General features: G+C 71.4%; 19 protein-coding genes and 1 other RNA gene. 2 read left to right on the forward strand and 18 right to left on the reverse strand.

The annotated features are described in order from the left end of the window. Positions 1-132: 132 nt before the first annotated feature. The 9 genes from lpxC to J3A75_RS17275 form a co-directional block, all read right to left on the reverse strand. Entirely contained in the window at positions 133-1,080 is a 948-nt protein-coding gene (gene lpxC / locus J3A75_RS17235) for a UDP-3-O-acyl-N-acetylglucosamine deacetylase (protein WP_012319317.1), read from the reverse strand. A 437-nt stretch (positions 1,081-1,517) separates the two neighbouring features. Beyond that, positions 1,518-3,278 carry a cell division protein FtsZ gene (gene ftsZ / locus J3A75_RS17240; protein ID WP_209650526.1) on the reverse strand — a complete coding sequence of 587 codons (1,761 nt, stop codon included), beginning with the start codon at positions 3,276-3,278 and terminating at the stop codon, positions 1,518-1,520. Between the two features lie 92 nt (positions 3,279-3,370). Then, positions 3,371-4,693 carry a cell division protein FtsA gene (ftsA, locus tag J3A75_RS17245; RefSeq protein WP_012319319.1) on the reverse strand — a complete coding sequence of 441 codons (1,323 nt, stop codon included), beginning with the start codon at positions 4,691-4,693 and terminating at the stop codon, positions 3,371-3,373. 52 nt (positions 4,694-4,745) lie between these two features. Next, on the reverse strand, positions 4,746-5,699 hold the full coding sequence (locus J3A75_RS17250; protein ID WP_024830021.1) for a cell division protein FtsQ/DivIB: 954 nt from the start codon (positions 5,697-5,699) through the stop codon (positions 4,746-4,748). Continuing rightward, on the reverse strand, positions 5,666-6,589 hold the full coding sequence (locus J3A75_RS17255) for a D-alanine--D-alanine ligase (protein ID WP_012319321.1): 924 nt from the start codon (positions 6,587-6,589) through the stop codon (positions 5,666-5,668). Before J3A75_RS17255 ends, J3A75_RS17250 begins: the two co-directional genes overlap by 34 nt. A 111-nt stretch (positions 6,590-6,700) precedes the next feature. Then, positions 6,701-7,627, reverse strand: coding sequence for a UDP-N-acetylmuramate dehydrogenase (gene murB, locus J3A75_RS17260; protein WP_070999520.1), 927 nt, complete (start codon positions 7,625-7,627; stop codon positions 6,701-6,703). Between the two features lie 199 nt (positions 7,628-7,826). After that, complete coding sequence (murC, locus tag J3A75_RS17265) at positions 7,827-9,233, reverse strand: UDP-N-acetylmuramate--L-alanine ligase (RefSeq protein ID WP_024830018.1); 1,407 nt, start codon at positions 9,231-9,233, stop codon at positions 7,827-7,829. Between the two features lie 49 nt (positions 9,234-9,282). Further along, complete coding sequence (gene murG, locus J3A75_RS17270; protein ID WP_070999524.1) at positions 9,283-10,392, reverse strand: undecaprenyldiphospho-muramoylpentapeptide beta-N-acetylglucosaminyltransferase; 1,110 nt, start codon at positions 10,390-10,392, stop codon at positions 9,283-9,285. Beyond that, entirely contained in the window at positions 10,389-11,555 is a 1,167-nt protein-coding gene (locus J3A75_RS17275; protein ID WP_012319325.1) for an FtsW/RodA/SpoVE family cell cycle protein, read from the reverse strand. Before J3A75_RS17275 ends, murG begins: the two co-directional genes overlap by 4 nt. Positions 11,556-11,820: 265 nt before the next feature. Between J3A75_RS17275 and J3A75_RS17280 the strand changes: the two genes are divergently transcribed. Next, entirely contained in the window at positions 11,821-13,296 is a 1,476-nt protein-coding gene (locus J3A75_RS17280; RefSeq protein ID WP_012319326.1) for a PAS domain-containing methyl-accepting chemotaxis protein, read from the forward strand. Between the two features lie 13 nt (positions 13,297-13,309). Here the strand turns inward: J3A75_RS17280 and murD are convergent, their stop codons facing one another. The 9 genes from murD to J3A75_RS17325 all read right to left on the reverse strand — a co-directional run bounded on the left by murD (position 13,310) and on the right by J3A75_RS17325 (position 23,687). Continuing rightward, positions 13,310-14,674 carry a UDP-N-acetylmuramoyl-L-alanine--D-glutamate ligase gene (murD, locus tag J3A75_RS17285; RefSeq protein WP_070999529.1) on the reverse strand — a complete coding sequence of 455 codons (1,365 nt, stop codon included), beginning with the start codon at positions 14,672-14,674 and terminating at the stop codon, positions 13,310-13,312. A 207-nt stretch (positions 14,675-14,881) separates the two neighbouring features. Then, positions 14,882-15,967 (reverse strand): phospho-N-acetylmuramoyl-pentapeptide-transferase, encoded by a 1,086-nt coding sequence (gene mraY, locus J3A75_RS17290; protein ID WP_012319328.1) that lies wholly within the window; start codon positions 15,965-15,967, stop codon positions 14,882-14,884. 68 nt (positions 15,968-16,035) lie between these two features. Beyond that, positions 16,036-17,484 (reverse strand): UDP-N-acetylmuramoylalanyl-D-glutamyl-2,6-diaminopimelate--D-alanyl-D-alanine ligase, encoded by a 1,449-nt coding sequence (locus J3A75_RS17295; protein ID WP_053620761.1) that lies wholly within the window; start codon positions 17,482-17,484, stop codon positions 16,036-16,038. Positions 17,485-17,503: 19 nt separating this feature from the next. Next, positions 17,504-18,961: a UDP-N-acetylmuramoyl-L-alanyl-D-glutamate--2,6-diaminopimelate ligase gene (locus J3A75_RS17300; RefSeq protein WP_127991061.1), complete on the reverse strand. Its 1,458-nt coding sequence runs from the start codon at positions 18,959-18,961 to the stop codon at positions 17,504-17,506. 38 nt (positions 18,962-18,999) lie between these two features. Then, positions 19,000-20,892 carry a peptidoglycan D,D-transpeptidase FtsI family protein gene (locus tag J3A75_RS17305; RefSeq protein ID WP_024830013.1) on the reverse strand — a complete coding sequence of 631 codons (1,893 nt, stop codon included), beginning with the start codon at positions 20,890-20,892 and terminating at the stop codon, positions 19,000-19,002. Positions 20,893-20,898: 6 nt separating this feature from the next. Further along, positions 20,899-21,312: a hypothetical protein gene (locus J3A75_RS17310; protein WP_012319332.1), complete on the reverse strand. Its 414-nt coding sequence runs from the start codon at positions 21,310-21,312 to the stop codon at positions 20,899-20,901. Continuing rightward, on the reverse strand, positions 21,309-22,370 hold the full coding sequence (gene rsmH, locus J3A75_RS17315) for a 16S rRNA (cytosine(1402)-N(4))-methyltransferase RsmH (RefSeq protein WP_012319333.1): 1,062 nt from the start codon (positions 22,368-22,370) through the stop codon (positions 21,309-21,311). Before rsmH ends, J3A75_RS17310 begins: the two co-directional genes overlap by 4 nt. 426 nt (positions 22,371-22,796) lie before the next feature. Next, an RNA gene (rnpB, locus tag J3A75_RS17320) (RNase P RNA component class A) lies at positions 22,797-23,195 on the reverse strand. A gap of 51 nt (positions 23,196-23,246) precedes the next feature. Continuing rightward, positions 23,247-23,687 carry a VOC family protein gene (locus J3A75_RS17325; RefSeq protein WP_012319334.1) on the reverse strand — a complete coding sequence of 147 codons (441 nt, stop codon included), beginning with the start codon at positions 23,685-23,687 and terminating at the stop codon, positions 23,247-23,249. Between the two features lie 410 nt (positions 23,688-24,097). Between J3A75_RS17325 and J3A75_RS17330 the strand changes: the two genes are divergently transcribed. After that, the gene (locus tag J3A75_RS17330; protein ID WP_280517589.1) at positions 24,098-25,225 is read left to right on the forward strand and encodes an acyltransferase family protein; all 1,128 of its coding nucleotides are present in this window, start codon (positions 24,098-24,100) and stop codon (positions 25,223-25,225) included. Positions 25,226-25,263 lie beyond the last annotated feature (38 nt).

A 25,263-nucleotide genomic window follows, 5' to 3' on the forward strand; every position in this document is an offset into this window, starting at 1 on the left:
TGGATCCGGCCCGCCCCGGGCCGTGCCCGCCGTTCACGGACCGTTAAACCCTGCCGTTCGATTCGGGCACGAAAGCGGCAAGGCTGCGGCGGCCAGGATCGGTCGCGGGCTGTGTCCCGCCGGTCACAGGGGCTACAGGTCGCCCGCGAAGGCGGCGATGCCGAGGCCGACGCCGAGCTCGGACAGCACGGTCTCGCGGCGCGAGCCCTGCGCCTCGACGACGGCGTAGTTCGCCCGGTCGGCGAAGAGGGCGGACAGCACCCCGACATTCATCCGATGGCCGCCGCAATAGGAGCGGTAGGCGCCCTGGATCGGCAGGCCGGCCAGGGCGAGGTCGCCGATGGCGTCGAGGATCTTGTGGCGGACGAACTCGTCCTGGAAGCGCAGGCCCTCGGGATTGACCACCGCGGTCTCGCCGACCGCCACGGTGTTCTCCAGCGAGGCGCCGAGGGCGAAGCCGGCCTTCCAGTAGCGCTCCACGTCCCGCATCATCCCGAAGGTGCGGGCGCCGGCGATCTCGCGGCGATAGGTGGCGGGCGACAGGTCCATCGCCTTGCGGGAGCGGCCGATCACCGGGCTCTCGAAATCGATCTCGACGTCGAGGCGGAAACCGCGATCGATCGGGCGCAGCTCCGCGAAGGAGGTCCCGGCCTCGATGCGGACGTGTCGGAGGATCTTGAGCCAGCGGCGCGGCGTGTCGCAGGTGGCGATCCCGATCTGGTCGATCGCCTGGACGAAGGGGAGCGCGGATCCGTCGAGGATCGGCATCTCGGGGCCGTCGATCTCGATCAGAGCATTGTCGACGCCCAGGCCGTAGAGGGCGGACATCAGGTGCTCGACGGTGGCGACGGCGCCGGTCTCGACGTCGCCCAGGACAGTGCAGAGTTCGGTGGCGGAGACGAGGGCGTGATGCGCCTTGATCAGGCGATCGTTGCCGTGGGTGGTACCGGTGCGGAGGAAGGCGATGCCGTGATTGGCCGGAGCGGGTCGAATGGTGATCTCGGCGGGGTTGCCGGAGTGAACTCCGATCCCCGAGAGAGTCGCCGGCCCTTTGAGGGTCGTCTGTTTATGCGTTCGCATTCCTTAGCCCCCGGGCGCGACCAGATCCCGTCACCCCGACTGGAGGTGAGGAGAAACTGACTGATCCGTCCGCTGCTTGATGCCCTAGCCCACGCGATCAGGTTGTGTCCTGCCGCGTGTCGTCTCGATCACATGGTTTCTATAGCTGCGCCGCACAGGGCAGCCAAATCACGGATTCTTACGGTCTGTTACAGACACGCTTAGCGGTCCGTCACCGCAAAGCGCTGCTTCACCAATGGCTTAAAGGTTGGTTAATACGTGACTAACCCGCGGCCGTTCTGTGGCGCGGATGCACCATGCGCCCCGGCTCGGGAGGCGCGGTGCACAGCCTTGTCGAAGTCACCATACCACTGCAACAACCATGAGTTGCTTTGCTGCAGCGCGAAGGGGCCGGCGGTTTCCCGCCAGCCCCAGGCCGTGTTGGAGACCCGGACCGGTCAGTTCGCCTGGCGGCGGAGGAAGGCCGGGATCTCGAGCTGATCGTCGTCCATCATCCGCGGCTGAGGCGCGACCCGGCCCTGCGCGTCGAGGTTGCCCTGGGCCGGGCGGTACTGCGGGACCGCGGGCGCGGCCGGAGCGCGCGGGGCCGGCGGCACGTGAGGCTGACCCATGTGCGGCTGACCCATGTGCGGCTGCGGGGCGACGGCCGAGGCCGGACGGGCCGCCGGGGCGCCGTCCATGTCCTCGCGGCGGCCGCCGAAGCCCACGGTCGCGAGCCGGCGCAGCAGCGAGGTCCGCTTGGATTCCGGGGCAGTCTCCTCGGCAGCGCGGTTCGCCATGATCTGCGTCTGGGCGATCGGCGGCAGCTCGTGGATCTGCGGCATGCGCGGGGCGCGGGCGAGCGGCGTGCCCGTCGGGGCGGCCGGACGCGGCGGCACGAACGGGCCGGCCTCGACGGCGGGCGCCGCCTCGACGCGCTGCGGCGCGGGGGCCGGGACGAACGGCGCCGCGGCGCGGGCCTGGACCGGGGCGAGCACGACGTCGTCGCGGGTCACCGGGGCGGCGGCCTCGATGCGGGTCTCCATCCGCGACTCGGGGCGCATCTCGGGGGCCGAGAGCGGCGCGGGGGCCGGGGCGGAGCTCGGCGCCGGGGCGACCGACTCGGTGCGGATGCTCGGCACCGGCGAGGCGGCGCGCGAGCGGGCCTCGGCGCGCAGGCGCTCGGCAACCTCGGCGATGCGCTGCTCGGTCTCGGCGATGGCCGGGTTGTTCGGCGAGTTCGCCGAGATCAGGGCCGGCTCGATGCCGGTGGCGACCACCGACACGCGGATGATGCCGTCCAGGCTCTCGTCGAAGGTGGCGCCCAGGATGATGTTGGCGTCCTGATCGACCTCCTCGCGGATGCGGGTGGCGGCCTCGTCGAGCTCGTACAGGGTCAGGTCCGAGCCGCCGGTGATCGAGATCAGCAGGCCGCGGGCGCCCTTCATCGACACGTCGTCGAGGAGCGGATTGGCGATGGCGGCCTCGGCAGCGCGGTTGGCGCGCTTCTCGCCGGAGGCCTCGCCGGTACCCATCATGGCCTTGCCCATGCCGCGCATGATCGCCCGCACGTCGGCGAAGTCGAGGTTGATGAGGCCCTCCTTCACCATCAGGTCGGTGATGCAGGCGACGCCCGAGTAGAGCACCTGGTCGGCCATCGCGAAGGCGTCGGCGAAGGTGGTCTTCTCGTTGGCGACCCGGAACAGGTTCTGGTTCGGGATCACGATCAGGGTGTCGACCGCGGCCTGCAGCTCCTGGATGCCGGACTCGGCGGTGCGCATGCGGCGCATGCCCTCGAACTGGAACGGCTTCGTCACGACGCCGACCGTCAGGATGCCCATGTCGCGGGCTGCGCGGGCGATGACCGGGGCGGCGCCGGTGCCGGTGCCGCCGCCCATGCCGGCGGTGATGAAGCACATGTGGGCGCCGGAGAGCTGGTCGCGGATCTCGTCGATCACCTCGTCGGCGGCGGCCGAGCCGACCTCCGGGTGCGAGCCGGCGCCGAGGCCCTGGGTCACGCCCAGGCCCATCTGGATCACCCGCTCGGCCTTCGAGGAGGTGAGCGCCTGCGCGTCGGTGTTGGCGACGACGAACTCGCAGCCCAGCAGGCCCGACTCGATCATGTTGTTGACGGCGTTGCCGCCGGCGCCACCGACGCCGAAGACGGTGATGCGGGGCTTGAGTTCCCGGATGTCCGGCGCCTGGAGGGTGATGGCCATGGTGTCGAGCCTCTCGCTAACTGTGCTGTCCGTGCGACGCCTGGGCGCCGGATTCCCTTCGATCCCCCCGCGCGAGCGGGCGGGCGTGAAACCTAGAAGCTGTCCCGGAGCCAGCGGCCGACCCGGTTCAGGTAGTTGTCGGTCCCGGTCGCCGCGAAGGCGCCGTGCCCGCGCGGCTCGAAATGCTCGGCATGGGCCACCTGCGGGTAGACGAGCAGGCCGACCGCCGCCGAGAAGGCCGGACCCTTGGCGGCCTCCGGCAGGCCCCGGATGCCGAGGGGCCGTCCGATCCGCACCTGACCCTGGAGGACGCGGCGGGCGACCTCGGGCAGGCCGACGAGCTGGCTGGCGCCGCCGGTGAGGACCACCCGCCGCCCGGCCTGGGCGGCGAAGCCCGCGTCGCGCAGGCGGTCCCGCACCAGCTCGACCACCTCCTCGACGCGCGGCTTGATGATCCGCACGAGCTGCGAGCGCGGGATGTGGGCCGGCGCCTCGCCCTCGTCCTCGCCGACGCCGTGCACGGCGATCATGTCGCGGTCGTCGGAGGGGGTGGAGAGGGCCGAGCCGTAGAGGGTCTTCAGCCGCTCGGCCGCCGCCATGCGGGTGGAGAGGCCGCGGGCGATGTCCATGGTGACGTGGTGGCCGCCGACCGCCAGGGCGTCCACGTGCACGAGGTGGCCGCCGGAGAACACGCCGACGCTGGTGGTGCCGCCGCCCATGTCGACGACGCAGACACCCATCTCGGCCTCGTCGTCGACCAGCGCCGAGAGGCCGGCCGCGTAGGGCGTGGCGATCACCGCCTCGACGCCGAGGTGGCAGTGCTCCACCGCCAGCATGACGTTGCGGGCGGCCGCGAGCTCGCTGGTGACGACGTGCAGGTCGACGCTGAGCGCCTCGCCGATCATGCCCGACGGGTCGATGACGGCGCCCTGCCCGTCCAGGGCGTAGCCGGTGGGCAGGGCGTGCAGCACGGCCCGGCCGGGGCTGACGCCGTGGGCGCTCGCGGTCTCGAGCACCCGCTCGACGTCGCTGCCCGTGACGGTGCCCGAGCGGACGTTCACCCGCGCCTGGAAATGCTGCGAGGCGAGCCGGCCGCCCGACATGTTGACGATGACCGACTGGACCTCGACCTTGGCCATCCGCTCGGCGGCGTGCACCGCCTGGCGGATCGCGCTCTCGGCCGCGGCGAGATCGACGATGGCGCCGCCCTTCAGGCCCAGGGAGCGCTGGTGGCCGATGCCGATGATGCGCGCGAGGTGCGTGCGGCCGCGGAGCGTCGTGAGCGCCTCGGCGGGCTGCAGCTCGGCGATGAGGCAGACCACCTTGCTCGTGCCGATGTCGAGCACCGAGAGGGTGGTCGAGCGCCGGGCGGAGAGCGGCTTCAAGCGCGGCGTGAGGCCGTGTTGGCTGTGCATTGACGCTACCGGGCGCGGGATGCGGGACGAGCGGAGATCGACAGGAAGGGCATCAGCTGGCCGCGCCCTTCTTCTTCGCCTTCTGGGCTTCCGCGCGGGCGGCGGCGGCCTCCTCGGTCAGGCGCACCACCAGGCGGTCCGGCATGCGCAGGTCCACCGCGATGATGTCCTTCTCGAGCAGGTGGGCCTCGCGCTCGAACCGCACGAGGCGGGCGAGCGCCGCGGCCGGGTCGGCCTCGGGCAGGCGCACGTCGATGCCGTCGAACTTGAGGGTCCAGCGCCGGCCGGACACGTAGGTGCCGGCCTTGATCCGCTCGGCGAGCGGCCCGGCGGCGGCGATGAGGGCGAGATATTCCGGAAGCTTGGTGTTGGCGTCTTCGCCGACCACCAGGGGCAGGCTCGCGTAACGGTCGTCGCGCATGGCGTCGATGACGGTGCCGTCGGCGGCGATCACGTTGATCTCGCCGTTCTTCTGCCATAGGGCCGCGGGCTCGCGCTCCACCTGGGTGATGGCGATCTCGTTGGGGTAGATCTTCCGGACCGAGGCCTGCGCGATCAGCGGCACGCGGAGCAGCCGCTCGCGCACGTCGTTGACGTCGAGGAAGGGAACGGAGGAGCGCCAGTCGATCCCGGCGGCCGCCAGGACCTCGCGCTCGTACATGCGGGAGATGCCCGAGATGGTGACGCGCTCGACGCCGAAGCCGGCGATGCGCGCGGCGATGTCGAGGGGGCGGCCCTGCTCGGCCACGAACGCGTCGTAGCGGCCGCTCGCCACGAAGCCGGCGAGCGCCACGGCGGCGGCGGACACGGCGACCGCCACGATTCCGGCGCCGCGGGGCAGGCGCTCGCTCAGCCGCTGACTCGGGCGGGCCCGACGAACCGAGAGCGACCGGGACGTGGCGCGGCCGGCGAGCCGGCCCAGGATCGCGCCGGCGAGGCGCGCGGGACCGCTCCGGCCGGCGGCGTCGCCGCTCAGCGATTCAGGGAAGCGTCCTCCACCATCCATCGGACGAGCTCACCGAAACTCAGGCCCGCATGGGCCGCCATCTCCGGCACAAGGCTCGTCTGGGTCATGCCGGGTTGCGTGTTGACCTCCAGCACCACGAGCAGACCGGTTCCACCCGGTGTGTCGTCGTAGCGAAGGTCGGCACGGCTGACGCCCCGACAGCCCAGTGCTTGATGCGCCGTTAACGACAGTTCTTGGACACGCTGGTAAACATTTGGTTTAAGTTCGGCCGGGAGCACGTGAACCGAGCCCCCCGGAGCGTACTTGGCGTCGTAATCGTACCAATCCCCCGTGGCGGCCTTCACCTCGATCACCCCGAGGGCCTTGTCGCCCATCACGCCGCAGGTGAGTTCGCGGCCAGCAATGTAAGGTTCTGCAAGGACTTGCTCGCCGAACGTCCATTCCTCGGAGGCGAGGATCTGGGGCGGGTGCGAGCGGCCGTCGCGCACGATGATCACACCCACCGATGAGCCTTCGGCGATCGGTTTCACCACGTAGGGTGGCGGCAGGGGGTGTGTCCTGGCGGCCTCACGACGGTTAACGATCCGGCCCTCCGGCACGTCGACGCCGGCGGCGCGCATGACGGTCTTGGCCCGCTCCTTGTTCATGGCCAGCGCCGAGGCGAGGACGCCGGAATGGGTGTAGGGGATCTTGAGGATCTCCAGCAGGCCCTGGATCGTGCCGTCCTCGCCGTCAGGTCCGTGGAGCGCGTTGAACGCCGCGTCCGGCCGGAGCGCCGTCAGCACGGAGGCGATGTCGGGGCCGACATCGACCCGGGTGACCCGGTAGCCCTCCCCTTCGAGCGCGTCGGCGCAGGCCTTGCCGGAATTGAGGGAGACCTCGCGCTCGGCGGAGGTGCCGCCCAGGAGGACGGCGACGTGCTTGGACATCAGGGCACCTCGAAAAGGTCGGCTTCAATCAGGATCTGAACGCACCCGAACGGTCGCTGCGCCGGCCGAGCATCGTATCTCGGCCGCGTCGGCGCGTCCGGAAGACCGCTCTCACTCGGCGCCGGTGGGCCGGCCGATGCGCCGGATCTCCCAGCGCAGCTCGACCCCGCTGGTGTCGCGGACGCGGCGGCGAACCTCCTCGCCCAGCCCCTCGATGTCGGCCGCGGTCGCGTCACCGGTATTGATCAGGAAGTTGCAGTGCATCTCGCTGACCTGGGCGCCCCCCCGCCTCAGCCCGCGGCAGCCGGCGGCGTCGATCAGCTGCCACGCCTTGCCGCCGTCCGGGTTGGCGAAGGTCGAGCCGCCGGTCCGCTCGCGGATCGGCTGCGCGGCCTCCCGGGCGGCCGTGACCCGTTCCATCTCGGCCTCGATCGCCCTGCGGTCGCCGGTCCGGCCGCGGAAGACGGCGCGCGTGAAGATCACGTCCTCTGGGGCGTCCGAATGCCGGTAGGAGAAGCCCATGTCGGCGTGGCTGAAGGTGCGCAGCGCGCCCCCGCGGTCGATCCCGCGGGCTTCCACCAGCACGTCGGTGGTCTCGCCGCCATGCGCGCCCGCGTTCATGCGGAGCGCGCCGCCGATCGACCCGGGGATGCCGCGATAGAAGGCGAGCCCGTCGAGCCCGGCCTCGGCGGCCGCCTTGGCGAGGCGCATGTCCGGGACCGCGGTGCCGACGGTCAGCGCGTCGCCGTCGATCGCGATGCTGCCGAAGGCCTTGCCGCCGAGGCGGACCACGACGCCCGGCACGCCGCCGTCCCGCACGATCAGGTTCGAGCCGAGCCCGATCACCGTGATTGGCACGTCCGGATCGAGGGTCGCGAGAAGGCGGGCGAGATCCTCCTCGTCGGCCGGGGTGAACAGGACCTCGGCCGGTCCGCCGACCCTAAACCACGTGAGGTCGGCGAGCGGCTGGTCGGCGAGCAGGCGCCCGCGGAGGTCGGGCGCAGCGGCCCGGATGCGATCGTGCAGAGAGGCGGTCATCTGTGTGTCTCCCCTCGCCCCGCCCGCGGGGAGAGGGATGCGGCGATCCTGGTGTCGTCGCATCGGGGTGGCAGCGGACGCTGCGAGGCCGGGGTCCGGAGAGTCACCGCCGGGTTCATCCTCAGAGCGCAGCCCAGTGTGGACGGCCGACGGCGTGGCCGACCCGAGACGCCTCCCGGGGCGGGCTCACGCATCGCGCCTACCGTCCCCGCGCGGCGAGTTCGTCCGGCAGGGCGTAGGCCCACTGCGTGATCGTGCCGGCGCCGAGGCAGACCACGTAATCGCCGGGCTTGGCGAGGTCCGCGATGATCCCGGCCAGTTCCTCCGGCCGCTCCAGGGCCCGGGCGTCCCGATGGCCGCGGGAGCGCAGGCCGGCCACGAGGCTGTCGCGGTCGAACCCCTCGATCGGCTGCTCGCCGGCCGCGTAGACCGGCGCGACGATGACCGTGTCGGCATCGTTGAAGCAGGTGCAGAAATCGTCGAAGAGCGACTGCAGCCGGGTGTAGCGGTGCGGCTGCACCACCGCGATGACGCCGTGCTCGGTCGAGGCACGGGCGGCCTTGAGCACCGCCTTGATCTCCACCGGGTGGTGTCCGTAATCGTCGAAGATCGTCGCGCCGTTCCACTCGCCGGTGCGGGTGAAGCGCCGCTTCACGCCGCCGAAGCCCGCGAGTGCCTGGCGGATCGCGTCCGGCTTCACGCCGAGCTCGTGCGCGACGGCGAGCGCCGCGGTGGCGTTGAGCGCGTTGTGCTTGCCGGGCATCGGCAGGACGAGATCCTCCATCTCCATCCGGTAGCCGGGGCGACGGTCGCGGATCATCACCCGGAAGCGGCTCTGGCCGCCGCGCAGGTCCACGTCGATGAGGCGCACATCGGCCTGCGGGTTCTCACCGTAGGTGATGATCCGCCGGTCCTCGATATGGCCGACGAGATCCTGCACCACCGGGTGGTCGATGCACATCACCGCGAAGCCGTAGAACGGGATGTTGTCGATGAAGCGCCGGAACGCGTCCTTGATCGCGTCGAACGAGCCGAAATGGTCGAGGTGCTCGGGGTCGATGTTGGTGACGATCGCGACGTCGGCCGGCAGCTTCAGGAAGGTGCCGTCGGACTCGTCGGCCTCCACCACCATCCACTCGCCCGCGCCCATGCGGGCGTTGGTGCCGTAGGCGTTGATGATGCCGCCGTTGATCACGGTCGGGTCGAGGTTGCCGGCGTCGAGCAGGGTGGCGACGAGCGACGTGGTCGTGGTCTTCCCGTGCGTGCCGGCGATCGCCACGCAGGACTTGAAGCGCATCAGCTCGGCCAGCATCTCGGCCCGTCGCACCACGGGCAGGCGTCGCTCGCGGGCGGCCTGCAACTCGGGGTTGTCGCGCCGGATCGCGGTCGAGACGACGACGAGGGCGGCCTCCTCGACGTTCTTGGCGTCGTGGCCCACGAAGGTGCGCATGCCCTTCTCGGCGAGACGGCGGACATTGGCGTTGTCGGACGCGTCCGAGCCCTGCACCGTGTAGCCGAGGTTGTGCATCACCTCGGCGATGCCGGACATGCCGATGCCGCCGATGCCGATGAAGTGGATGGGGCCGAGCTTGTCGGGCAGCTTCATGGGTCGAACCGTCTGGTGGCGGGACCGCCGGTGCGGAATCCCTTGAGGATCAGGTGCGGGCGGCCGTCTCGACGACGACCTCGGCCAGCCGCTCGGCGGCGTCGTGGATGCCCGCGCTTCTGGCCGCATCGGCCGCCGCGGTCAATTTTGCCGGCGTCGCGAAGCAGGCGGTCAGCTCCGCGGCGAGGCGCTCCGGCGTGAAATCCGGCTGCTTCACGGCCAGCGCCGCGCCGATCGCGTCGAGGGTCGCGGCGTTGGTGGCCTGGTCCTGGTCGAGGGAGCCGGGCAGCGGCACGAGGATCGCCGGGCGGCCGATCGCCGCCAGTTCCGAGACCGTCGAGGCGCCCGAGCGCGAGACCACGAGGTGGCTCGCGGCCATCCGTGCCGGCAGGTCCTTGAAGAACGGCGCCGCCTCGATCCCGGCGAGCCCCATGGCGAGGTAGCGGTTCTGCACCGCCGTCAGGTCCTCGGGGCGGACCTGCTGGACGAGGTGCAGCCGGGCGCGCAGTGCGTCGGGCAGGCGGGCGATCGCCTCGGGCACGACCTCGCCCATGACCCGGGCGCCCTGGCTGCCGCCGAACACCAGGAGCCGCAGGGCGTCGTCCGGTCCGAAAGCGGGATACGGGACCTTCGCCGCCTCAATCACCGCCGGGCGGAGCGGGTTGCCGGTGTGGATCCGCGGAGCTCTCGCCTTGTCGGGCACGCCGCGCACGACCTTGAAGCCGGTGGCGATGGTGCGGGCGCCCCGCGCCAGGAAAGCGTTGGCCCGGCCCATCACGGCGTTCTGCTCGTGCAGGATCGTCGGCACGCGCAGGATCTGGCCGGCGAGCACCGGTGGGACTGTCGGGTAGCCACCGAAACCCACGATGGCGGCCGGGTTGATCCGGCGGATCTCCTTCGCGGCCACGCCGAACCCGCGGCCGAGGGTCAGCACGGCGCCGGCCCGCTTGAGCGGCGAGCGGCCGGACGGCGTCGCCGAGGCGATGGTCACCACCTCGGAGGCCGGGAACTCGGACGCGATGGAATCGACCCGGGCGTCGGTGGCGAGGGCCACCCGGACGCCGCGGGCCCGCAGCGCGTGGGCGAGACTCTCGGCGGGGAAGAGATGGCCGCCGGTGCCGCCGGCACAGAGCAGGATCGTGGGCGTGAAGACCGTCACCGCATCACTCCGGCGACGGTGGCGGGCGCGGTGCCGGGGGGCTTCTGGCTGAGCATCACGGTGCGGGGGCGCTTGCGGGTCAGGGCGACGAGGAAGCCGGTGCCGAGCGCCAGCGAGATCAGCGAGGAGCCGCCGTAGGAGACGAACGGCAGGGTCATGCCCTTGGCGGGCATAAGCTGGGTGTTCACCGCCATGTTGATGCAGGCCTGGAGGCCGAACAGCGTGGTCAGCCCGGTGATCGCCAGCCGCGAGAAGGTGTCGTCCGTGCGCCGCGCGAGCTTGAGGCCGCGCAGCACGATGAAGGCGAAGAGGGCCACGAGGCACAGGCAGACGATCACGCCGAACTCCTCGCCGGTGACCGAGAAGATGAAGTCGGTATGCGCGTCCGGCAGGTGGCGCTTGGCCACGCCCTCGCCCGGCCCGGTTCCGAACCAGCCGCCCGAGCGGAACGACTCGCGCGACCAGAAGTCCTGGAAGCCGCCGCCGGAATCCCGGTCGAGGAACTTGTTGAAGCGCTCGCGGACGTGGTGGAAGAACAGGTAGGCAGCGAACACACCTCCGAGGCCCAGCACGCCCAGGACGGCCACCCAGATCAGGTGGAGGCCGGCCACGAAGAACAGCGCGCACCACACCATGGTAATCAACATGGTCTGGCCGAAATCGGGCTGGAGCAGCAGCGGCACGATGGTGATCGGCAGGAGCAGCAGCGCCAGGATGCCGCCGGGCATGTCGCGGCGCTGGGCGCCCTCCGAGAAGGCCCAGGCGGCGACGACCACGAAGGCCGGCTTCACGAACTCCGAGGGCTGCAGGCCGAAGGAGCCGAACTGGATCCAGCGGTGCGCGCCCTTGATCTCGGGCCCGAACTTGCCGGCGAGCAGGCACAGGACGACGCCCAGGATCCACGTGACGAGCGCGAGCCGCCGGATGCCGCGCAGCGACAGGAACGAGACCGCGCAGATCAGCAGGATGGTCGGCGCGAGGTACATCGCCTGTCGGTTGAGGAAGTAGAAGGTCGGCAGGCCGATCCGCTCGGCGACGGGCGGGCCGCCGCCCATCAGGAAGACGAGGCCCGCGACCATCAGCGCGAACAGCGCCGCGAGCAGGCCGCGGTCCACCGTCCACCACCAGTCCGTCAGGGGGGTGCGTTCCGCGCGTGACATCATGCCGGGCAACGACTCCAGGCCGCGCGGATGCCGATCCGCGCGGGTCGGCCCGGATCCTCGGCAGGAATGGTAAACGGAGCCTTATGGCCGACGCATCCGTGCGCGCCGGCCGCGTCACCGGCAACTGCGGGAATGCTGTATTAGGCCGGCGAGATACTAGTAAAAAGATACTCTATGTTAATCTTCCTACTGCAACTTCCGGATGTATCCCCCCGGCGGGTCCCGGTGCGCCGCGCCCGATCCGCCCAGCGGAAGCCGATGCGCCATGTTTTCTTCCCTGAACGTCCGTGAAGCGAATGCCAAGCTCGCGGCCCTCGACCGGGTTCAGGGCGTGATCGAGTTCGATCTCGCGGGGCGGATCCTGTCGGCGAACCAGAATTTCCTCGACGCGGTCGGGTACACGCTGCCGGAGATCGTCGGCCAGCACCACAGCATGTTCGTGGAGCCGGCCGAGCGGGACGCCCCGGACTACCGGGCCTTCTGGGAGCGCCTGCGCTCCGGCGCGTTCGAATCGGGCCAGTTCCAGCGGGTCGGCCGGGGTGGCCGGCAGATCTGGATCCAGGCCTCCTACAACCCGATGCTCGACGTCCGCGGGCGGCCCTACAAGGTCGTGAAATTCGCCACCGACATCACGCAGCAGCGCACCGAGGAGGCCGAGCGCGCCGGGCAGATCGCCGCGATCGACAAGGTGCAGGCGGTCATCGCCTTCGACCTCGACGGCACGGTGATCGCGGTGAACGACAATTTCCTCGCCGCGATGGGCTACAGCCGCGCCGAGGTGATCGGGCAGCATCACAGCCTGTTCGTGGAGCCCGCCTACCGCGAGAGCGAGGCCTACCGGGCCTTCTGGGCCGCCCTGCGGAACGGCACCTATCAGGCGGCCCAGTTCCGGCGGATCGGCAAGGACGGGCGCGAGGTCTGGATCCAGGCCTCCTACAACCCGATCCTCGACGCCGCCGGCCGGCCCTACAAGGTCGTGAAATTCGCCACCGACATCAGCGATCAGGTCCGGCTGTTCGCCAACCTGCGGACGCTCATCGACCGGAACTTCGGCGAGATCGAGCAGGCGGTGACGCACTCGACCAAGGCGGCCGCTCTGGCCTCCTCGGCGGCGGACTCGACCTCCGGCAACGTCCAGACCGTGGCGGCGGCGGCCGAGGAGCTGGCGGCCTCGGTGGCCGAGATGTCCCAGAGCATCGTGCGCTCCCAGAGCGCCACCGACACCGCCTATGCCTGCGTCCAGGACGCGGACGGCCACACCAAGCGGCTCGCCGAGACCGCCACCGCCATGACCGGCATCGTCGGCCTGATCCAGGACATCGCCGGCCAGATCAACCTGCTGGCGCTGAACGCCACGATCGAGGCCGCCCGCGCGGGCGCGGCGGGCCGCGGCTTCGCGGTCGTCGCCTCGGAGGTGAAGGCTCTGGCCGACCAGGCGGCGCGCGCCACCGGCCAGATCAACGGCGAGATCGCCAGCGTGCAGCGCGTCTCGCAGGAGGTCGTGCAGGCTCTCAGCTCGATCGGGTCCTCGGTCGCGGTGATGCGCGAGACGGTGGTGGCGACCGCCGCCGCCATCGAGGAGCAGAGCGCCGTGACCCGGGACCTCGCCGAGAGCATGCAGAGCGCCGCGGGCGCCGTCACGGCGATCACCGGGAATATCGGGTCGATCGTCCAGTCGGTGGCCAACGTCTCGCAGGCGGTCGACACCACCCGCGACGCCGCCAAGGTTCTGGCGCGCTGAGGCCGGCGCTGCCTCAGGGCAGCGCCTGCACCAGCTCGCGGAAGCGGTTGCCGCGGATCTCGAAGTTCCGGAACTGATCGTAGGACGCGCAGGCCGGCGACAGCAGCACCACCGGCTCCGGCGCGCCCGAGGCGGCGGCGTTCTCGGCGGCCTTCGGGACAGCGTTCTCGAGGGTCTCGCAGCGGGTATAGGGCACGGCGCCCTCCAGGGTCGCCGCGAAGGCGTCCGAGGCCGCGCCGATCAGGTAGGCGTGGGCGACCCGCTCGAAATACGGCACCAGCGGGAAGATGCCGCCCTCCTTGGCCTTGCCGCCGAGGATCCAGTGGATGTCGCGGAAGGCGGTGAGGGCCTTCTCGGTTGAGTCCGCGTTCGTCGCCTTGGAGTCGTTGACGAACAGCACGTGGCCGCGCCGCCCGACCTCCTCCATGCGGTGCGGCAGGCCCGGGAACGAGGTCAGACCGGCCTGGATCTGCTCCGGCGACAGGCCGAGGGCCCGCGCGACGGCCACCGCTACCGCCGCGTTCTGCCAGTTGTGAGCTCCCCGGAGCGATCCGATCCCGTTGACGTCGGCGAGCGCCGTGCCGTCCGGCTCCCGGACGATCCCGTCGCGCACCGTGAGCGCGTCGGTGCACAGCACGTCGCCGTGGGGCACGTGGACGCGCACGAGGTCGGCGCCGCGCCGATCGGCGATGGCGCGGCTCGGGGCGTCGTCGACGCCGACCACCGCGAGGCCCGCGCCCTGGATCAGGCGCTCCTTGATGGCCGCGTACTGCTCCATCGTGCCGTGCCGGTCGAGATGGTCCGGCGTGATGTTCATCAGCACGCCGACGCTCGGGTCGAGGCTCGGCGTCAGGTCGATCTGGAACGACGACATCTCGATCACGTGGACGCGGTCGGCGGCCGGCGGCTCCAGCGACAGGATCGCCGTGCCGATATTGCCACCCATCTGCACGTCGCGGCCCCCCTGCGCGAGCACGTGGGCGATCAGCGCCGTGGTGGTCGACTTGCCGTTCGTGCCGGTGATCGCCACGAACGGCGCCCCCGGCGCCTGCGCCCGCCGCTCCCGGCAGAACAGCTCGATGTCGCCGATGATCGCGACGCGGGCGTCCCGGGCGAGCCGGACGCTCCAGTGCGGCTCGGGATGGGTCAGCGGCACGCCCGGGCTCAGCACGAAGGCGGCGACGCCGGACCAGTCGGCCTCCCGGAGGTCCCGCGTCTCGATGCCGGCCTCCCGCGCGCGGGCGAGGCTGTCGGCATTGTCGTCCCAGGCCTGCACGGCCGCGCCACCCGCCTTCAGCGCCAGCGCCGTGGCGAGCCCCGAGCCGCCGAGTCCGAACAGGGCGACGGTCTTGTCCTGGAAGACGGTGACGGGGGTCATGCGGAACTCTGGATGCGGCGGCCGAACCCGGCCGATCCGAACCGGACCGTCATCCCGAGGTGACCGCGTCGGCGGACCCCGAAGGCGGGCTCCAGGGATCGCGCGGCCGACCCGGAGCCTCCTTCGAGGCCCGCGCTCCGCGGCCGCACCTCAGGGTGAGGGCGAGGGTCGGATCGACCTCTCAGGTCGCCCCTCTAGCACAGATTCTCAGCGCAGCTTCAGCGTCGCCAGACCGGCCATCGCCAGGATCACCGCGATGATCCAGAAGCGGATCACGACCTGCGGCTCCTTCCAGCCCTTCTGCTCGAAATGGTGGTGGATCGGCGCCATGCGGAAGACGCGCTTGCCCGTCAGCTTGAACGACGCGACCTGGATGATCACCGACATCATCTCCAGCACGAACAGGCCGCCGACGATCGCCAGGACGATCTCGTGCTTCGTCGCCACCGCGATGGAGCCCAGCAGGCCGCCCAGCGCCAGCGAGCCGGTGTCGCCCATGAAGATCTGGGCCGGCGGCGCGTTGAACCAGAGGAAGCCGAGCCCGGCGCCGATGACCGCGCCGCAGACCACAGCGAGCTCGCCCGTGTCGCGGACGTAGTTCACCTGCAGATAGCTGGCGGTGAACGAGTTGCCGACGAGGTAGGCGATGAAGCCGAACGTACCGCAGGCGATCATCACCGGCACGATCGCGAGGCCGTCGAGGCCGTCGGTCATATTCACGGAATTGCCCGCCCCGACGATCACGAAGGCGCCGAACAGCGGGTAGAACCAGCCCAGATTGAGGAGCGCGTCCTTGAACACCGGGAAGGCGAGCTGGTTCTGGAGCGCGGCGGGCGAGTAGACCGCGATGGTCACGCAGGCCGCCATGGCGATCACCGCCTCGAGGGCGAGGCGGAACTTGCCCGAGAAGCCCTTGTGCGACTGCTTCGTGACCTTGAGGTAATCGTCGTAGAAGCCGATCGCGCCGAAGCCGAGGGTGACGGTCAGCGTCACCCAGACATAGTGGTTGCGCGGGTTGGCCCAGAGCAGGATCGCCACCACGGCACCGGCCAGGATCATCAGGCCGCCCATGGTCGGCGTGCCGCGCTTGGTCAGCAGATGGGTCTGCGGCCCGTCCTCGCGGATCGGCTGGCCCTTGCCCTGGCGGATCCGCAGCAGCGAGATGATCCAGGGTCCGAACCAGAACACGAACAGGCCCGCCGTGAACAGCGCGCCGCCGGTGCGGAAGGTGATGTAGCGGAACACGTTGAGCGGCGTGAAGCTGCTGCTCAGGTCCGAGAGAAGGTACAGCATCCGGGCGCTCGGCCCCCTTGTTCAGGCTCAGGTTTCGGGGGACGGCGCCGAACGCGCAGGCGTGCCGGTCACGGGGCGGCCTGGGTCCGCTGGGCCGGATCGACCGCGTAGCGGGCTTTCAGCGCCTCGACAATCCGGCCCATGCGGCTGCCGTTCGATCCCTTCACCATGACGGCGTCGCCGGACCGCAGGGTCCGGGCGAGCGGCTCGAGCAGGTCGGCCGCGGTGTCGGCCACCGCGCCGCGGCGGCTCACCGGAAGGGCCTCGAACAGGTGGCGCATGAGCGGACCGGCCGTGAAGACCAGGTCGACCCGGGCCGCCTCGATCGCCTCCGCCAGGCCGCGATGCAGGTCGGGCGCGGCGGCGCCGAGCTCCAGCATGTCGCCCAGCACCGCGATCCGGCGGCCGCGGGGCCCGGTCTCGATCCCCGCCAGGGTCGCCAGCGCCGCGCGGACCGCGACGGGATTGGCGTTGTAGCTCTCGTCCACGAGGTAGGCGGTGCCGCCGCCGATCTCGAGGGCGGTGCGCTCGCCGCGCCCCGCCGGCGGTGTCAGCCCGCCGAGCGACAGGGCCGCGCGGGCGAGGTCGGCCCCGAGGCTGTGGACCACCGCCATGACGCCCAGCGAGTTCAGCGCCGCGTGCCGGCCGGCCGTGCCGAGCTTGTAGGTGACGGGCTGGCCCATCACCGCCGCGTCGATCACCGACAGGTCGGGCCGGAGCACGATCTTCAGGGCGCGGACATCGGCATCCGGGTGCTCGCCGAAGGTCACCACCCGGCCCGCCCGGGAGGCTTGGGCGTGGGCGGCCAGCCGGTCGAAATGCGGGGCGTCGCGGTTCAGGATCGCCACCCCGCCGGGCCGGAGGCCGGAGAAGATCTCGCCCTTGGCGTCCGCGATCGCGGCGAGCGAGGCGAAGTGCTCGATATGGGCGGGCGCGATCGTGGTGATCAGCGCGATGTCCGGCCGGACCTGGGCGGTCAGCGGCACGATCTCGGCGCCGTGGTTCATGCCGATCTCGAACACGCCGTAGCGCGCGGAGCGCGGCATCCGCGTCAGGGTCAGGGGCACGCCCCAGTGGTTGTTGTAGGAGGCCGCCGAGGCGTGAGTCTCGCCCTGCTCGGACAGGACGTGGCGCAACGCTTCCTTGGTCCCGGTCTTGCCGACCGAGCCGGTGACCGCCACGACCTGCGCGGACGTCCGGGCCCGGGCGGCGGCGCCGAGCCGCACCATGGCGGTCAGGACCGGGTCGGCGCCCCCCTCGGGCACCGCCAGGACGGGGCCGTGGGCGGCGAGCGCCTCGGCGCGCGCGGCGCTCACCACCGCGGCACCGGCCCCGCGCCCCAGGGCGTCGGGGACGAAGTCGTGGCCGTCGCGGGCATCGCCGCGGATCGCGAAGAACAGGTCGCCGGGCTGGAGCGTGCGGGTGTCGATCGAGGCGCCCGAGATGGCGCGCTCGGCGCCGGTCAGGCAGCCGCCCGTCGCGGATTCCAGCTCCTCCCGCGTCCAGAGTGCGGTCATCGTCGGTCCCCCGTCGTCCTCAGGCCGCCGCGGCGATCGCGGCGCGCAGGACCGCGTGGTCCGAGAACGGCAGCGTGCGATCTCCCACGATCTGGCCGGTTTCATGACCCTTGCCGGCCACGACCAGCACGTCGCCCGGTCCGAGCCGGCTGACGGCGCTGTGAATCGCCTCCGACCGGTCGCCGATCTCCTCCGCGCCCGGCGCCGCGTCCAGGATGGCCCGGCGGATGGCGGCCGCGTCCTCTGTGCGCGGGTTGTCGTCCGTGACGATCACGACGTCGGCGAGCCGCTGCGCGATGGCGCCCATCAGGGGCCGCTTGCCCCGGTCGCGGTCGCCGCCGCAGCCGAACACCGCGACCAGCCGGCCGGTCGCGAAGGGCCGCAGGGCGGTCAGGACGCTCTCCAGGGCCTCGGGCTTGTGCGCGTAGTCGACGAGACAGAGTCCGCCCCGCGCCTCGCCGATCCGCTCCATGCGGCCGGGGACGCCCGTGAGGTGGTCGAGGGCCGCGAAGACCCCGTCGGGATCGGCCGCCCCCGCCGGGGTGGCCAGCGCGAGGCCGGCCGCCACCAGGGCGTTCTCGACCTGGAACTCGCCGACGAGCGGCAGACGCAGGTCCCGAGCCCGGCCCGCGAACAGGACGCGGGCGGCCTGCGCGAACCCCTCCGTGCGGACCGCCTCGACGCGCAGGTCCCGGCCGCCGCGCCCGACCGTGCGGACCGGCCGGCCGGCGGCCCCGGCCGCGGCGATCACCCGCTCGGCATAGGCGCCGTCGGCGTTGACGATGGCGGGGCGTCCCGGCGGCAGCAGGTCGGTGAACAGGCGCAGCTTGGCCGCGAGGTACTCCTCGATGCTCGCGTGATAGTCGAGATGATCGCGGCCGAGATTGGTGAAGCCGGCCGCGTCCAGCCGCACGCCGTCGAGCCGGCGCTGCTCGATCCCGTGGGAGGACGCCTCCATGGCGAGGTCGGTGACGCCTTCCGCGGCGAGCCGCGCCAGCGTCCGGTGCAGCGTCACCGGGTCCGGGGTGGTGAGGGAGCCGTACTGCGCGCCGCGACCGGTGACGATGCCGACGGTGCCGAGGCTCGCGGCGTCGCGGCCGAGGCGCGCCAGGATCTGGCGGACGAAGTCCGCCACCGAGCTCTTCCCGGCGGTGCCGGTCACCGCTACGACGGTCTCGGGCTGCGGACCCGCGAGACGGGCCGCGGCCAGGGCGAGCGCCCGGCGCGCGTCGGCGACCGGGATCCAGGCGACCGCGTCCGGCAGGTCGGCGGGACGGGTCCCCTCACCGGCCACCGCGGCGGCGCCGCGCTGGGCGGCCTGCGCGGCGAAGCGGCGGCCGTCGGCCTTCGTGCCCGGCACGGCGACGAACACCGTGCCGGTCGCGACCTGCCGGCTGTCGGCCGTGAGGTCCGAGACGGTCAGGTCCGCGGCGGGGCCGGCGGCCTCGGGGAAGAGGTCGGCGAGCCGCGCGCTCATCGATCCACCCTCATCGATCCACTCTCATCGATCCAATCTCACGGGCCGCCGAGCTGGTTGACGTGGTAGGCGTTGAGCTTGACCATCTGCGGGAACGGCCTCACCGGCGGCTCGAATTGCGGCGGCAGGCCGAGGATCGGCGCCACGCGCTCGATCACCTTGCCGGTGACCACGCCGGAATTCCAGGCCGCCGTGGCGTAGCCGCCCGATTCCGGCAGGCCCTGCGGCTCGTCCATGATCGTGACGAACAGGTACTTCGGATCGTTCATCGGCGCGGCCGCCATGAAGGTCGTGAACAGGCGGTTGTGGATGTAGCGGCCGCCGATGACCTTCTCGGCGGTGCCGGTCTTGCCGCCGACGAAGTAGTACGGGATCGCCGCCTTCTTGGCCGACCCCTCGGAGGCGTTGAGCCGCATGATGTAGCGCATCGCCTCGGAGGTCTGGCCGGAGAGCACGTGCGCGGCGCGGGCCTTCGCCGCCTCGGGCGTCGTCTTGAGGAAGGTCGGCGTCATCAGGTCGCCGCCGTTGGCGATGGCCGCCACCGCGGCCGCCGCCTGGATCGGCGCCACCGCGATGCCGTGGCCGAACGCGATGGTGATGGTGTTGATCTCGGTCCAGCGCGACGGGACGATCGGCGCCGCGCTCTCGGGCAGCTCGGTGCGCAGCCGGTCGAGCAGGCCCATCTTCTTCAGGAAGGCCTTGTGGCCGGGCACGCCCACGCCGAGCGCCATCTTGGCGGAGCCGATGTTGGAGGAGTGCGTGAAGACCTCCGGCATGGTGATGACGCGGTTGGTGCCGTGGTACTCGTGGATCTTCTGCCGGCCCCAGTTCAGCACGCCGCCCCGGGTGTCGAAGGTCGAGTTGACGTTGTACTTGCCCGAATCGAGCGCCATGGCGAGGGTCATCGCCTTGAAGGTCGAGCCCATCTCGTAGACGCCGACATTCATCCGGTTGATCCGGTCGGGCGAGAGCGCGTCCTTCGGATCGTTCGGGTCGAAATCCGGCATGGAGACGAGGGCGATGACTTCGCCGGTCTTCACGTCGAGGATCATCGAGGCGCCGGCCTTGGCCTTGAAGTGGTCGATGCCCCAGGCCAGCTCGTCGCGCACGGCGAACTGCGCCCGCAGGTCGATCGACAGCTGCACCGGCTTCAGGTCGGCCTGCTTGTTGATCAGCCCGAAGCTGTTGAGGGCCTGCAGGCCGGTGGAGTCGATGTATTTCTCCATGCCGGCGATGCCGACGCCGTCGAGGTTCGTCGCGCCCAGGATGTGGGCGGCGGCGACGCCGTTCGGGTAGACCCGCTTGTGGTCGGGCAGGAAGCCGATGCCCGGGATGCCGAGCCGGTGAACCTCGGCCTGCTGCTTCGGCGTGAGCTCGCGCTTCACCCAGACGAAGCCCGCGCCCTTCTTGTCCTTGCGTTGCGTCAGCTTCGCGCGCAGCTCGGACGCGTTGAGTTCCGGCAGGACGGCGGTGAGCAGCTCGACCGCCTCGTCCTTGTCGTAGATGTTGCCCGGCTCGGCGAAGACCGAGACCGTACGGATGTCGGTGGCCAGGATCTCGCCGTTGCGGTCGATGATGTCGGGCCGGAAGGCGGTCGAGGACGCCGCCGCGACCCGGTGCTCCTGGCTGGGCGGCTCCCCGAAGATCGCCATCATCAGGAGTTTGGCCGAGATCGTCCCGAACACGCCGACGAAGACCAACCCGACCATCGCGACGCGCATATGCGAGCGCTCGATCGCCAGCCGGAACATGCTGCGCAGGAGCGCCTTGGCGCGCTCGGCGCGCGGCTCGGGCACGCGCGCCTCCTCTTCCAGGGGGCGTGGCGCGCCGGCGGCATGCGCCAGCGCGGCGGCTTCGAGCAGCGCCGCCTCGTGGTCCGACACGGCGGGCTCGACCGCCGGGTCTAGGGTCTGGTCGGCGTCATCGGACACGGGGATTTACCTCGAAGCCGTCGTCGGGGTGCGGGTCGTGGTGACGGTGCGGGTGATCGAACCGGTCGTGCGCGGCTCGATCGCACCCTTGTCCTTGGGCGTCGCCGTGGCGGCGAGCAGGCGGCCGATCTCGTCCCCGCGCTCCGGCCGGGCGGGCAGGTCCGAGAGGCGCGCCAAGTGGCTGGTGCCGATCGGCTCCAGGGCGAGGTGCTTGTCGACGGCCGCCTGGAGGCGATCCGGCCGCGTCAGGAGCTGCCACTCGGCGCGCAGCACGGCGATCGCCTGCCGCTCCTTGTGCAGGGCCGTCTGCAGCTTCGAGACCTGGCCGCCCTGGTAGAGCGTGTCGTACTTGATCGAGTAGGCGTAGATCGCCGAGGCGACGAGGCCGGCCACCGCCAGCAGGTTCAGGAGGCGGATCATCGGCGATGGCCTCGGGCCGCGTCGGGCAGGCTCGCCAGCGCGGTCAGCGCGGCCAGCGGTTCGGGAACGTCGGATTCGGTGCGCTCCGCGGCCCGGAGCTTGGCCGAGCGGGCGCGCGGGTTCCGGGCAGTCTCGGCCTCGCCCGGCAGGACCGGACCCTTGGTGACGGGGCGGAAGCTGCGGACGGTCTCGACGGGGCCGCCGGGCAGATGGCGCGAGCCCTGCGCTGAGCGGCCGCTGCGCGCCGCGAAGAACTGCTTGACGATCCGATCCTCGAGCGAGTGGAACGTCACGACGGCGAGCCGGCCGCCGGGCCTGAGCACGCGCTCGGCCGCGTGCAGGGCACGGACCAGCTCGCCGAGCTCGTCGTTGACGGCGATCCGCAGGCCCTGGAAGGTCCGCGTCGCCGGGTGGATGTGGCTGCCGGGCTCGGTCCGCACCACGCCGGCGACGAGCTCGGCCAGCTGCGCGGTGGTCTCGATCCGCCCCCGGCGGCGCGCCTCGAGGATCGTCCGCGCGACCGCCCGCGAGCGCCGCTCCTCGCCGAAATGGTAGATGATGTCGGCCAGAACGGTCTCGTCGGCCTCGTTCACGAGGTCGGCGGCGCTCGGCCCGTCGCAGGCCATGCGCATGTCGAGGGGGCCGTCGCTGCGGAACGAGAAGCCCCGCTCCGGCGCGTCGAGCTGCATCGACGAGACCCCGATATCGAGGACGACCCGGTCGACCTGCGCGATACCGGCCTCCGCGAGGAGGCCGTCGAGGTCGCCGAAGCGGCCGGGCAGGAGGCGCAGGCGCCCGCCGGACTCGGCGACGAGCGCCTGCCCGCCCGCGATCGCCGTGGGGTCGCGATCGATCGCGACGACCTGCAGGGCCGGATCGGCCGCGAGCAGCGCGCGGGTGTAGCCGCCGGCACCGAACGTGCCGTCGACCGCGGTCCCGCCCTCGGTGCCGAGCGCCTCAACGACCTCCGCGAGGAGGACGGGCACGTGCGGCTCGGGCGGCGCATCGGCGCCGTCGTGACGGGGCGAACTCTCGGGAGCGGGGCGGCGCCGGCTCATGACCGCCTCAGGGGGGCGGCGCGGCGCGGCGCGCGAGGACGGGCGGATTGTCGGCGCGTCCCGGAAATCCGGGCGCGGATGCGGCTCGTGCGTCTCATGGTGCCCTGTGCCGGGCCGCGCGAGCGCGGCGCGCGTGACGGGAACGGCACCGGATGCTGAGCGCGCAACACGCCGCGCACGGACGGGACCTGCGCGATGGCAGGGTGCGCCCGGCGATCCGATACACGCCGTTGACGGGAGGATGCCGGGTATCATGGGCCTCGGAGGATCGTCAACGCACAAGCTTGGCACTGCCGCGCGGACCGATCTGAACCCGGCAAGGTTAACCGAAGGTTTTTGCCGCACCGGAATTTTCGGCGCGCGCCCGGCGGCCGCGGACGGGCGCCGGATCGATAAGGCGTTGAAGAAGCAGGTCTTATCGGGCGGTGGATCAGCCGGCCTGTAAGCCGGGTTCTGTAGGGCCGGAGCGCTCGCGCGCGCCGACGTGGCAGCCATTCCTCTGGGACGATCGTTGCCGACCGCCTCGAGCAACCAACCCGGGCGACTGGCCTGGAGAGCCGGCCTGCCCTTCTCGCGAAGGGCGCGCCGCCCCTATTCGGTCTTGCTCCCGGTGGGGTTTGCCGTGCCGTCCGCGTTGCCGCGTCCGCGGTGCGCTCTTACCGCACCCTTTCACCCTGACCCCGGACGGATCCGGGGCGGTCTGCTCTCTGTGGCACTGTCCCTGGGGTCGCCCCCGCCGGAGGTTATCCGGCACCGTCTCTCCATGGAGCCCGGACTTTCCTCCCCGAACGCTCGCGCGTCCGGAGCGGCTGCCCGGCCGGCTGATCCGCGGGCAGATGCGCCCGCGGGGCCGTCCGGGTCAAGGGTGCGGGCCCGCTACCAGGTGCCGGTGTTCTCCATCGACTTCCACGGCTCCTGCGGCTCCTTGGCGCCGCCCTTCTGGAGGATCTCGATGGAAATGCCGTCCGGCGACTTCACGAAGGCCATGTAGCCGTCGCGCGGTGGCCGGTTGATGGTGACGCCCTTCTCCTGCAGCCTGGCGCAGAAGCCGTAGATGTCGTCGACCTGATAGGCGAGATGGCCGAAATTGCGCCCGCCCGAGTAGGTCTCCGGATCCCAGTTGTACGTGAGCTCGATCAGCGGCGACTTGGTCGCCGCGGCCCGCTCGACATCACCGGGCGCGGCGAGGAACACGAGGGTGAAGCGGCCCTTCTCGTTCTCGACCCGGCGCACCTCCTTCAGGCCGAACGTGTCGACGTAGAAGGCGAGCGCCCGGTCGAGGTCGGCGACGCGGACCATGGTGTGCAGAAATTCCATCGGGACCTGTCCTGTGATCTTCGAAAACGGACCGCTGGCCCGTCCCCGGCTGACTCGTCCCGCTAGCTAGCGGCCACTCCCGCGGTGAGAAGGCCGCCCGGTGCAGACTCGGGACAAAACGGCCCGGGCGTTCGCGCGGATCGGGATCTGTCGAGCCCACGTTGCCGCTTCGGCGGCAGGCCCCGGAGGCAGCCGCCGGACGGCCGTCTGTTTCTGATCGGCCCGGCCGCACTCTCCGGATCCGTCGGTGGAGAGATCCTTAAGCCGAACGATGGTGCGCGTCTTACTCAGCAAGATGTAGCCCCGCCGCGACGGATTCGATCTATTCGGTGGGATGATGAGAGCGGTTTCGAACGTCGGAGCCCGCGATGATAACCCAGAATTCTCGGCGCGGCAGGCATGATGCACAGATGATCGGTCTCGATGCGGCGCGATTTATCGCCGCAATGCTGGTCATGACGTTTCATCTTGGCGCCTACGCTTGGCAGGCGCCGCTCTCGACGGCCGGGCGCGCCTTCGACTCCGCCGCGGCCTACCCCGGCCTGTTCGCCTGGACGTGGTTCGGATGGATCGGGGTCGAGCTGTTCTTCGTCATCTCGGGCTTCGTGATCGCCTACTCGGCCGAGCATGCGACCGCGCGCGCCTTCCTGCGCAGCCGCCTCCTGCGCCTCGTGCCCGCGGTCTGGATCTGCGCCACGCTCACCGCCCTCGTCTCGCTCGCCATCGGCCGCATGGGATCCGTCCCGCACGTGCTGCGGGCCTATCTCGACTGCGTGCTGTTCGTTCCGGTCGAGCCGTGGCTGGACGGGGTCTACTGGACCCTCGGCGTGGAGATCGCGTTCTACGCGCTCGTCTTCGCGCTGCTGCGGCTCGGGCGATTCCGGAGCGTCGGCCCGGTCTGCGCGGCGGTCGGCGGAGCCAGCACTCTCTTCTGGGTCGCGACCCTGGCTGTGCCGAGTCTCGGCACCGTCGCGGCGAGCCGCGTGGCCGAGCTGACGCTCCTGCGCCACGGCTGCTTCTTCGCGCTCGGCGTCTTCCTGTGGCTGTCGCTGGTCAAGGGCCCGACGGCTGGACGCCTCTGCGTGATCGCCGCCTGCGCGGTCGGGACACTCATCGAGATCGGCGACGCGGCCGAGTCGTTCCTGTTCCAGATGAGCCGGAGCGAGTCTCCGCTCCTCCCGCGCCTCGTCTTCGCGGCCTGCGTCCTGATGATCGTCGCCAGCGTGCGCGGCAACGCGTGGCTCCGCGCGCGGCTCGGCGAGCGGGGCTGCGCGCTGGCCCGGCGGCTCGGGCTGATGACCTACCCGCTCTACCTCCTGCACAACGTCGACGGTGCCGCCCTGATCCATCGCCTCGTCGGCGCCGGGGTTCCGCCCCACGCGGCGCTCGTGGTCGCCTGCTGCGCCATGCTTCTCACGAGCTTCGCCGTCATGCGCTGGGCCGAGCCGTTCGTCCGGGGCTGCCTGTCCGCCGCGCTCGACAGGATCGGCCTCGATCGCCCTCTCCTCGCGGAGGGCCGCCACGCCCCGGGGCTCTGAGCCGACCGAAGACCGCCCCACCCGCGCCGCTTCGACGG

Source organism: Methylobacterium sp. PvP105, assembly GCF_017876975.1.
Lineage (GTDB): Bacteria > Pseudomonadota > Alphaproteobacteria > Rhizobiales > Beijerinckiaceae > Methylobacterium > Methylobacterium radiotolerans.

What these genes read in the sequence shown, in the direction of transcription:
- J3A75_RS17325 (WP_012319334.1), bottom strand. Translation starts at nt 23,687, where the DNA reads ATGGAATTTCTGCACACCATGGTCCGCGTCGCCGACCTCGACCGGGCG.
- J3A75_RS17275 (WP_012319325.1), bottom strand. Translation starts at nt 11,555, where the DNA reads ATGATGTCACGCGCGGAACGCACCCCCCTGACGGACTGGTGGTGGACG.
- J3A75_RS17250 (WP_024830021.1), bottom strand. Translation starts at nt 5,699, where the DNA reads ATGGATGGTGGAGGACGCTTCCCTGAATCGCTGAGCGGCGACGCCGCC.
- J3A75_RS17300 (WP_127991061.1), bottom strand. Translation starts at nt 18,961, where the DNA reads ATGAGCGCGCGGCTCGCCGACCTCTTCCCCGAGGCCGCCGGCCCCGCC.
- lpxC (WP_012319317.1), bottom strand. Translation starts at nt 1,080, where the DNA reads ATGCGAACGCATAAACAGACGACCCTCAAAGGGCCGGCGACTCTCTCG.
- J3A75_RS17255 (WP_012319321.1), bottom strand. Translation starts at nt 6,589, where the DNA reads ATGTCCAAGCACGTCGCCGTCCTCCTGGGCGGCACCTCCGCCGAGCGC.
- J3A75_RS17330 (WP_280517589.1), top strand. Translation starts at nt 24,098, where the DNA reads ATGATCGGTCTCGATGCGGCGCGATTTATCGCCGCAATGCTGGTCATG.
- rsmH (WP_012319333.1), bottom strand. Translation starts at nt 22,370, where the DNA reads ATGAGCCGGCGCCGCCCCGCTCCCGAGAGTTCGCCCCGTCACGACGGC.
- murD (WP_070999529.1), bottom strand. Translation starts at nt 14,674, where the DNA reads ATGACCCCCGTCACCGTCTTCCAGGACAAGACCGTCGCCCTGTTCGGA.
- murC (WP_024830018.1), bottom strand. Translation starts at nt 9,233, where the DNA reads ATGAAGCTGCCCGACAAGCTCGGCCCCATCCACTTCATCGGCATCGGC.
- ftsA (WP_012319319.1), bottom strand. Translation starts at nt 4,693, where the DNA reads ATGCACAGCCAACACGGCCTCACGCCGCGCTTGAAGCCGCTCTCCGCC.
- murB (WP_070999520.1), bottom strand. Translation starts at nt 7,627, where the DNA reads ATGACCGCCTCTCTGCACGATCGCATCCGGGCCGCTGCGCCCGACCTC.
- J3A75_RS17310 (WP_012319332.1), bottom strand. Translation starts at nt 21,312, where the DNA reads ATGATCCGCCTCCTGAACCTGCTGGCGGTGGCCGGCCTCGTCGCCTCG.
- J3A75_RS17280 (WP_012319326.1), top strand. Translation starts at nt 11,821, where the DNA reads ATGTTTTCTTCCCTGAACGTCCGTGAAGCGAATGCCAAGCTCGCGGCC.
- mraY (WP_012319328.1), bottom strand. Translation starts at nt 15,967, where the DNA reads ATGCTGTACCTTCTCTCGGACCTGAGCAGCAGCTTCACGCCGCTCAAC.
- J3A75_RS17295 (WP_053620761.1), bottom strand. Translation starts at nt 17,484, where the DNA reads ATGACCGCACTCTGGACGCGGGAGGAGCTGGAATCCGCGACGGGCGGC.
- ftsZ (WP_209650526.1), bottom strand. Translation starts at nt 3,278, where the DNA reads ATGGCCATCACCCTCCAGGCGCCGGACATCCGGGAACTCAAGCCCCGC.